Annotated in this window: 7 protein-coding genes; 2 read left to right on the top strand and 5 right to left on the bottom strand. The window is 56.5% G+C overall.

Annotated elements, in window-relative coordinates; all coding sequences use genetic code 11:
• Nucleotides 1-159 precede the first annotated feature (159 nt).
• Nucleotides 160-414, top strand: coding sequence for a hypothetical protein (locus SV253_09820; protein MDY6776347.1), 255 nt, complete (start codon nucleotides 160-162; stop codon nucleotides 412-414).
• Nucleotides 365-1,867 carry an APC family permease gene (locus SV253_09815; protein MDY6776346.1) on the top strand — a complete coding sequence of 501 codons (1,503 nt, stop codon included), beginning with the start codon at nucleotides 365-367 and terminating at the stop codon, nucleotides 1,865-1,867. The genes SV253_09820 and SV253_09815 overlap by 50 nt, the downstream gene beginning before the upstream one ends.
• Nucleotides 1,868-1,887: 20 nt before the next feature.
• Here SV253_09815 and SV253_09810 read toward each other — a convergent pair whose 3' ends face one another.
• The 5 genes from SV253_09810 to SV253_09790 form a co-directional block, all read right to left on the bottom strand.
• On the bottom strand, nucleotides 1,888-3,243 hold the full coding sequence (locus SV253_09810; protein MDY6776345.1) for a replication factor C large subunit: 1,356 nt from the start codon (nucleotides 3,241-3,243) through the stop codon (nucleotides 1,888-1,890).
• Nucleotides 3,244-3,282: 39 nt separating this feature from the next.
• On the bottom strand, nucleotides 3,283-6,135 hold the full coding sequence (locus SV253_09805) for a PQQ-binding-like beta-propeller repeat protein (protein ID MDY6776344.1): 2,853 nt from the start codon (nucleotides 6,133-6,135) through the stop codon (nucleotides 3,283-3,285).
• A gap of 52 nt (nucleotides 6,136-6,187) precedes the next feature.
• The gene (locus SV253_09800) at nucleotides 6,188-6,406 is read right to left on the bottom strand and encodes a DUF5362 family protein (protein MDY6776343.1); all 219 of its coding nucleotides are present in this window, start codon (nucleotides 6,404-6,406) and stop codon (nucleotides 6,188-6,190) included.
• A gap of 65 nt (nucleotides 6,407-6,471) precedes the next feature.
• On the bottom strand, nucleotides 6,472-6,915 hold the full coding sequence (locus tag SV253_09795) for an Hsp20/alpha crystallin family protein (protein ID MDY6776342.1): 444 nt from the start codon (nucleotides 6,913-6,915) through the stop codon (nucleotides 6,472-6,474).
• Nucleotides 6,916-7,027: 112 nt separating this feature from the next.
• Nucleotides 7,028-8,899, bottom strand: coding sequence for an SLC13 family permease (locus tag SV253_09790; protein MDY6776341.1), 1,872 nt, complete (start codon nucleotides 8,897-8,899; stop codon nucleotides 7,028-7,030).
• Nucleotides 8,900-9,027: the final 128 nt, after the last annotated feature.

Below are 9,027 nucleotides of genomic sequence, written 5' to 3'. Positions count from 1 at the left end.
TGGCCATACCTCCCAATCACGCTCTAGCCTAAAGAATATTCGGCCGACAGTATCACTCTCGCACGCACCAACGCCAGAGAACAGGAGGAGTACTCCGATCACGTTGACAGTCTAATTCTCACACAGCAGTGTGTAGCAAACCGTGCTGTCGATACACTTGTGGGAGGAAATGTCCAGACATTCTCGGGGACGGACGGCGGTTTTGAGATTTTAGATATAGCCGTGACCGAAGGTGCCTCTATAGTTAACAACACAGTCAAAGAAGTCAGCTTTCCCGAAGGAACACGTATTATTGCGGATCTTACGAACAGAGAACTCGTCTCGGAGAGCACCGAGTTCAAACCCGACAACAGATACCTAATAGCTGTCGAGACGGGACAGATGGAAGACATGCGTATGCTGTTCCAAGAGTGAGCTAAAATATAGACCCAATGAGTACTCAACATACAGATCAGGATGGAGAGATAGGCATACTAGCCGCGGTAGCTATAGGCGTCGGAACGATGATAGCAGTGGTATCTTCGTACTCTCAGGTATCGCGGTCGCTAATGTTGGGATTATCGCGATAGTTTCGTTTATACTCGCAGCAGTAGTCGCATTAATCACAGCACTCGCATACGCCGAGTTCTCGACTGTCTATCCCGAGAACGGCGGCGCATATATCTATGTCTACCACACTCTCAAAGGTGGCTGGACCTACTTCGTCGGATGGGCGATGATCTTCGGATATCCCGCGAGTGCCGCGTTCTACATGCTGAGTTTCTCTCACTGGACTGAGCGTTTTCTCTATCCCATATTCGGAGTGCCTGCATGGATTCCAGGGTGGGTATGGGGAGTAGCCATTTTGACTCTCTTAATCGGGATCAACATTCTCGGCGCAAAAGAGACCGGTGTCTTCCAGATAGTCGTTACCTCTGGGAAGGTTCTCCTCATACTCGTCTTTATATACGGAGGTATACAGGCATGGCAGACGGAGATCATAGTCTCCTCGTTCACGGAACACGTCGACGAACTCGGTGAAACCGTGACTACTGCAGCTCTCGTGTTTATCACTTTCTTCGGATTCGAGGCGATTGCGACTAACGCGGGTGAGATACGTAATTCGGAGAGGAACGTTCCCCGGGCAATATTCATCAGCATCGGATTCGTGACAGTTCTGTATATCTTCGTAATACTCACTGTCGTACTCGCTGTGAACAAGGCGGACTTTATTGAGTTCCTCATTCAGAATACGGGCTTAGAGTCGAGATCGCACGTGCGCTCGTTCCTGACAGAACGAGGTGAGCTCGTAATGGGTCAGGCTGCTTGGTACTTCCTCGGACGCATAGGATTTTACACCATCGTCTCAGGTGCCCTTCTCTCAATGATCTCTGCAGCAAATGCGACAGTTCTCGCCGGATCACGTGTAAAACAGGCGATGGCACGCCGTGAACATCTTCCAGAGACGATCGGCTCACGACATCCGCGTTTCGGAACCCCTTTCCGTGCGGTTCTAATCAAAGGAGGTCTGGGTCTCGTCTTCTTCCTACTGTTCGGAGTAGTATTCCGGTCTCAGACATTACTTTCGATCTCCCACGTATTTCCTGGCTTGGAGGCGTACTTCCTCGGTATAGAGGCACTTGCTCACTTTGCTGACTTCATGTTACTGGCTGGGCTTATCGGCGTGAATATTGCTCTCATCTACTCACGTCGAAAACAGCCTGACGTAGAAAGAGGCTTTGAAGTACCTCTAGTTCCCTGGCTTCCCGCAATAGGTGCAGTGTCTAATCTCCTTCTCCTCGCAAAAGTACAGTTCGCGAGTCTTATTCTGGGCTTGGGTGTCGAGGCGATAGGAGTCATAGTCTGGCAGGTTTTCATCTCAGACTGACTCTGTGTCAGTAGCAGAAATCAGAAGTTCGAGAGTGTGCTCTGGGAAGTCTCGTCCTCATCCTCGTTTTCCTCTCCGGCTCCGACTCCGTCTTCGTCGGTCTGATTCTCGACGTTTTCCTCTACGACATCAGGCTCCTCGGCTCTCTCGGCTATCTCCTCCGCCTTCTTCTCGGAGCCTACGACGAACTCGATTTCGTCCTCCGAAAGATCTAGTTCGGACGCCATCTCCGCCGCTGTCGAGATGTCCTCGAAGAGAAGTCTCAGGTATGGCACGAAGCCACGTCCCGACGAGATGCTGACAGTCGACGACTCACCGATCTTACGCGCGAGTGAGTCACGTGTCTCACGTTTCTTACGTGTCCTCCCGAGACGCGAGAAGGTCGAGGGAGGCGAGTAACGTGTCCATCCGCCTTTCGAACCTTTCTTCGAGGTGTTGACGCCTCCCACCATGAGGTCGTTAGCGTACTTCCAGAGAGAGTAGTTCTGTGTCGCAACTGTCCGTCCGAGGTAGACGTCGGCGCGCGCGAGGTTTCGGTATCCCTCGGCAATCTCGTCGCCCTCGTACGCCTTAGGCAGGTTCTCGTCTATCCAGTGTACGAGGTCGTCGGGACTCTCGTCGACGTCCCTTGCCTGTCTCATCGCCTTACGGAGGTCGTCTCCCTGAAAGACTGTGTCGAGGAACTCGAATATGTCCTCCGTGGTGTCCCTCGACCCTGCCGAGACGTCTTCCTCGTTTAAGAAGTCACGTCCCTCCGCGACAGCCTGAAGGTCGTTTATGGCTCCTCGGAGATCACCCGAGTTGGCGTTTGCTATCTTCTTGAGAGCCGCTTTGTCGTACTCTATACCCTCTTTCTTACAGATGTCACGCAGGACGGGCACTATAGACCGCGACGATACGTCTCGGAACTCGACCTTCTCACAGTAGTTCCGGAGACTCCGGCTCATCTCGTAGAGGTCGTTGGCTATCAGGACGACGGGCTGTCTCGACGACTTGACTATGTCAGTGACAGCGCGCGACCCGCCTCTGTCGGCGTTTCCGTGTAGGTTGTCCGCCTCGTCGAGAATTATGAGGCGTCTCCCGTTTTGATTCCGCGAAGCCGTGAGGCTCCTCGACTTGGACGCCTCTCCCGCGACGCGTTCTACCACGCTTGAGGTTCTCTGGTTGCTCGCGTTTAGTTCGGTGACCTCCCATCCCTTGTCGTTGGCGAGAGCGTGAGCCGAACTCGTCTTTCCGACACCCGGCTCGCCGTGGAGTATAGCGGGCTTACGGTGGTCGTCCCACGTCTCCGCCCAGTCCTTTAGCTCCTTCACCGACTTGTTGTTCCCCCTGACTTCGCTCAACGACTCGGGTCTGTACTTCTCGGTCCACTCCATCGGAGTAAGGTACGTTCTTTGTCCTAATATATCGGTCGTCTATACTTCAGCCTCCTCTAACTCACGTATGAACTCCGAGACGGACACGTGTCTGTCGTCGGGGTCGTGCGAGAGAGCCTTCAGAAGTACCTCGTCTATCCCGTCCGGCACGTAGGGATTGACGGAAGACGGAGCCTGGATCTCCGAGCCGAAGCCGTCGCCCTCACTGTCGCCGTCCGAGACCGAGGACGGAGGCTCCCCCGTGAATATCTCGTATCCGACCGCGCCGAGTCCGTAGACGTCGACCCTCTCATCGGTGTCGACGGTGTCATCAGTCTGTTCGGGAGCGAGGTAGGCACGGTCGAAGACGTTGAGGTTGGACTCGACTCGAAAGACGGAGAGATCCCAGTCTGAGACCTTTATCTCGGGTGAGTCGCCTCGGAAACTGAGAAGAACCGACCGCGGCGACAGACGTCCGTGTACGACTCCTTTGTCATGGGCGTGCTCTACGCCCCTCGCCGCCATGAGTACCGTCCGGGAGGCGTCTTCTACGACGAGGGGAGTCTGTCCCCTCAGGTCGCCAACCCTCATGTCTTCGAGTGCTATCCACGGCGACGGCTCCTCGCCGAAGTCGAATACCTCGACTACGTTCGGATGTCTGTCGACCGACGCCCATCTTGCCACAGCCTCCGAGACGAGATCCGTGAAGGCGTCTCCGTGGGTGTCGTACGCAGAGACGTTGAATGTCTTGAGAAGGAAATCTTCCTCAGTACCGTCTTGGACTCTGACCTCATCGAGATCGCCGCCCTCGTACGAGTAGACGTTTCTGACCTTCTCGAAGTCGGAGTAGTCGTGACCCATGCCCTCGAAGTCGGCGAAGGTGTCAGTCTGGTGATCCCCGTCAGCCTCGTCGCCCGTGTCCTCGTACTCGTCTAGGAGGGCTGCGTCGTCTGTCTCAGTCTCATCGTCGTTCCTTCTTCTGTCGATTACTCTCTTTAGGGCTATCCCTCCAGCCCCGGCGGCTAAGAGACCCGCGCCGCCTCCGAGTATCCTCCACGGAACCGAGTCGGTCTCGAAGGGTAACTCTCCCAAGATGGGAACCGAGTCTCCCGTTTCGGAGGTGTTCGGGGAGTCGGTTCGGTTCGTGGTCTTCGACGCGTCTCGGGTATCCGAGACTCCGCCGTCGGGCTGTGTTATGTTTACGTTTACCGACCTGACGGCTGTGTCGTTGACCCCCGAGGCATTTACGGTGAGACGTACAGTGTAGTTTCCGGGCTCGTCGAAGACACGTCGGAAGGTCGAGCCTTGAGCTGTCGAGTTATCCGAGACAGACCACGAGTAATCCGTGTCGGTCTCCGTGTCGTTCCAAGCCGTGTCGTCAGCCTCGAAGACGACCTCGTCACCTACCTCGGGGTCTTCGGGTCTGAAGCTGAAGTCGGCTGTGAGGCTCGGAACGACGTTCAGGCTTCTATTGACCGAGGCGGTTCTTCCTCCCGAGTCAACAGCCTTGAGTACGACTGTGTAGCTTCCGGGAGACGAGTAGGTGTGGCTGACTGTCTCGCCCGTCGCCGTCTCGCCGTCGCCGAACTCCCATCTGTACTTGGCTATCGCATGTGTGGCTTCTATGTCCTCGGCTTCGAACCGTACCTCCTCCGAGGTCTCGGGCTGTGTGGGAGAGACGTCGACTGATCCGGCTCTTATCTCGAATACGACATCACCTGTGAGACGTCTTAGGTTTCCGTCGGTGTCACCTACGAAGACGGAGCCATCAGTGACTACCGGGGTCGAAGTCGCGCCGAGGTCGTCACCGTAGCTCCAGGTGATCTCGCCTTTGAGTCTGTCGAATGCGTAGATACTCTCGACACCCGCGACTAAGAGGTAGTCGTCGGTGAGTGCGGGAGGCGAGCGCAGTTCTTCGTCGAGGTCGAATACCCACCGTGACTCGGGGTCTGTGTCTTCGTCCTCCGAGTCGGGGGCTTCGACAGCGTAGATCTTTCCGTCTCTCGCGACGCCGTATACGTCTCGACCCGAGACTGCGAGGGAATGTATGTACTCCGAGTCGGTTCCGAAGCTCCAGAGTCTATCTCCGTCTTCCGAGAAGGCGTATATCTCACCCCCTGTGTTGGCGACATATAGATTCGAGGCGTCGACCGTAGGCGACGACGTGACTCCGAAGCCCGTGTAGTAACTCCAGACAGGCTCTCCCGATCCCGAGTCGAGACCGTAGACGTTCCCCTCCGAGTCGCCGACGTAGACGTGTGTGTCAGTCGCAGCCGGCGAGCCCGCGACCTTCCCCTCGACGCTGAAGCTCCATCTGTTCTTTCCCGTCTCGGTGTAGACGGCATACAGAATACCGTTCTCACCACCGAAGTATACGGTGTTTCCGAGAGTAGTCGGCGGGGTGATTCCGTCGACGCCTACGTAGTACTCCCAGACGAAGTCGCCGTTTTCGGCGTCGACTGCGTGGAGTCGGCTGTTGCTTCCGAAGTAGAGTCTGCCGTCGGAGACCGAGGGAGTCGTAAAGCTGTTACCTCTCGTGGTGTAGTTCCATCTCTCGACGCCGTCGTCTGTCCGGAGCGCGTAGAAGTTGGAGTCGTCGATGCCTACGTAGACTGTGTCTCCGACGACGGACGGAGACGACTTGAGGCTCCCTATGGCTCCGAAGCTCCAGCTCTCCGAGACGTCTGAGTCGGGAGCGGGAGCCTCCGTGTACGAGGTGTTACCCGAGTCCTTACAGAACTCTTTCCAGCCGGGCGTCTCGGTCTCCGATCCCGAAGTCTGTGCGGAGGAGAGCCCCGACGACCCGACCGATCCGACCCCGAGAGCGGCTGACACGACAGCTGTCCTCAGAAGACTAAGAAGACTACGTCGGCTCAGGCGTCTCTCGGAGTGATCGAGGAACGAAGTATCCATCGAGTACAGGGTATAGAGAGTAGTATCTAATATTACTGTCGGGCTCTATCAGTCATTCTCGGTAGTCTATCCTAGATTCGCCCGACTCCTCAGCGAGAGACGACGACTTGTATATGGCGTAGCCCGCGATCATCATGGGTATGCCTATCACTATCCCCACTACCGTGATACTCACGAGGACTCCGAGGAAGAGAAGAACGAGTCCTCCGAAGTACTTCGCAGTCTCACGGTAGGGGCTAGATGAGTCCTCGTCGTCGCTGTTCTGTGACATACAACGGGTTAGAGGCGGGTTAGTCTTAACTCTTCTCCGGCGACTGCGACTGTCGTCGAAGCCTGCTACTCTATCTCTATCGTCTTACCCTTCTCCGACTCCGTCTCGACCTTCGGAACCTCGACTGTAAGGACGCCGTTGTTGAACTTCGCGGAGACTTCGTCCTCCTCTACGAGAGCGGGAAGTCTGACCGAACGTCTCACAGACCTGCGTCTCCTCTCACGCGTGATGTAGTCGTCTTCTTCCTCCTCGGCGGACTCCTCGTGTTCGGCACTGACCGTCAGGACGCCGTCATCGAGACGCACACTGATGTCGTCCTTGTCGAAGCCCGGGAGATCCGCCGTAAGTACGTACTCGTCGTCCCTGTCGGCTAGGTCTATCTTCATCTTGTTCGTCGAGCCGGCTTCGAGAGGCGCGCCCTCGTCAGCCGGCTCCTCGGATATCTTCGAGTATCTGTCCCTCATTTCATCTATCATACTGTCGAGTTCGTCGAGGATTCTTCTGTCCATCTCTATCACCGGTTGGCGACTAAAGAGTGATAACTTAAAACTCTTTTGGTATCTGTTCTGACACAACGCCCCCTTCTTGCGGTTTTCTCGGTGTATTTACCTCAAGTTATCCTCAGACGCCCCAGAAGAAGTCTATTCCGACCGTCGTGACGACTGCGAGAAGAGCCTGGAGGGGGACACCGAGACGGAGGTAGTCGGTGAACCTGTACGAACCGGGGCTGTAGACCATGAGGTTAGTCTGGTAGCCTATCGGAGTCATGAAGGCGGCGTTCGCACCGAACATTACGCCCAGGAGAAAGGGGAATCCCTCGGAGCCGACGCGTGACGCCGCCTCGACGGCTATTGGAGCCATGAGAACCGTGCTCGCGACGGGTGTTATGAGACTCGCTATGAGGCTCGTGATGACGTAGACAAGCCCGAGGACGCCTATGGGAGGCAGAACCTCGGCTGTGACTGCTATGAGAGACGCTATAAGCTGGTCGCCTCCCGTACGTTGCATCGCTACGCCGAGAGGGAGTATTCCGGCGAGGAGGAAGATTATCCTCCAGCTTACGGCGTCGTACGCCTGGTTCGTGTCTATACAGCCCGAGGCGACCATCACGACGACGCCGCCGAGAGCGGCTATGACTACCGGAACCAGACCCAGGGCGGCGATCCCCACCACGCCTGCCATAACGCCGAGTGCGACAGGTGTCTTAGACGTGAGTCCTCGGCTCTCGTCAGACTCGGCGTCGGTATCGTGTACTATCTCGTCGACATCGGGAAGCTGTGTCACGACTATGTCACGGCTGTCCCTGAGGAACTCGACGGAGCCCTCTGTGGTCTGTAGGAGAAGACTGTCACCGTTTCTGAGTCTGAGTTCGTTGACCCTCTGAACGACCTCGTCGCCACGTCTCACGGCTAAGACCTTGGTGTCGAACTGTTCCTCAAGCCCCGTCTCCTCGACTGTCTTTCCCGCGAGACGCGATCCCTCGACCACGACCGCCTCGACGAGACGGCTCCTTCCCTCGGGCTTGTGGAGGCTCTCGGCTGTGACGTCTATCTTCCAGAGCCTTCTCAGACCGAATCTGTGGGCGAAGCTTCTCGCAGCCTCACGTCTCGCTCTCACGACGAGGACGTCTCCCGAGTCTATCCTCTGGTCGGTCGTCGCTGCGACGTAGGTCTCGGCGTCCCTACGTATCTGGAGGAGGTCTACCTCGGCGACTATCTCGGTCTCGACCTCGTCGACAGTCTTTCCGACCAGCGAAGACTCCTCGGTGACCTCAAAGATCCTTAGGCTGCCTCCGAGACCAAACGCCTCGGTGAGTGTCGCTGAGGGATCGATCCTGTCAGGTGTGAGATACCTCCCGACCGTCATGAGGTAGACAGCACCGACGCCGAAGACGACGACACCCAGCTTCGTGAACTCGAATACACGTATGGGACCGCGTTCGAGAAGACTACGCGTGAGGTCGCTGACGAGTATGTTGGTAGTACTCCCGAGTACTGTGAGTGTTCCGCCGAGCATGGCGGCGTACGAAAGAGGAAGGAGGAGCTTCGAGGGCGATGTACCTGTCTTCCTCGCTATGCCCTGCACCATGGGTATGAAGACGGCGACTATCGGAGTGTTGTTGACTATGCCGGCTGAGAGACCCGTGGCTCCGACTGTCGCGCCTAAGAGACGTGTCTGGCTTCCCTCGGTCGTCCTCTCTATGTAAGAACCCAGGAGATTCACGGCTCGGGTTCTCTGGACGCCCTCGCTGAGTATGTACATAGCCATCAGAGTCACAGTCGCCGTGCTTCCGAAGCCCGAGACTGCGTCGCCCGCGCTCACACCTGTGACGGGCTCCAGGACGGCGAGTGAGACTAAGACGCCGACAGCCGTCATGTCGTTCGGAATCCACTCGGTTAGGAAGAGAAAGAGTGCGACCCCTATCAGACCGAAGACGACGAAGGTTCCCGTGGAGACTTCCGGGACAGAGAAGACCGCCGCGGAGGGAGACATACAGAAGAGTTCGAAACGGTGTGTTAAATAGTCTCGCCCGTTCGGTCGCCGACATCGTCCTACTCCACTCTACTCTACAGAGATACAGCGAGAGTGCCTCGGGGTCTTCAAAAAGCAGAGCTTTTTGG

Source organism: Candidatus Afararchaeum irisae, from assembly GCA_034190545.1.
GTDB classification, from domain to species: domain Archaea; phylum Halobacteriota; class Halobacteria; order Halobacteriales; family Afararchaeaceae; genus Afararchaeum; species Afararchaeum irisae.
This window is presented reverse-complemented; position numbering and strand designations above follow the sequence as displayed.

Bases quoted from the DNA above. Each gene is read 5' to 3' on its own strand.
- SV253_09810 (MDY6776345.1), bottom strand. From the start codon at position 3,243: ATGGAGTGGACCGAGAAGTACAGACCCGAGTCGTTGAGCGAAGTCAGG.
- SV253_09805 (MDY6776344.1), bottom strand. From the start codon at position 6,135: ATGGATACTTCGTTCCTCGATCACTCCGAGAGACGCCTGAGCCGACGT.
- SV253_09800 (MDY6776343.1), bottom strand. From the start codon at position 6,406: ATGTCACAGAACAGCGACGACGAGGACTCATCTAGCCCCTACCGTGAG.
- SV253_09795 (MDY6776342.1), bottom strand. From the start codon at position 6,915: ATGGACAGAAGAATCCTCGACGAACTCGACAGTATGATAGATGAAATG.
- SV253_09790 (MDY6776341.1), bottom strand. From the start codon at position 8,899: ATGTCTCCCTCCGCGGCGGTCTTCTCTGTCCCGGAAGTCTCCACGGGA.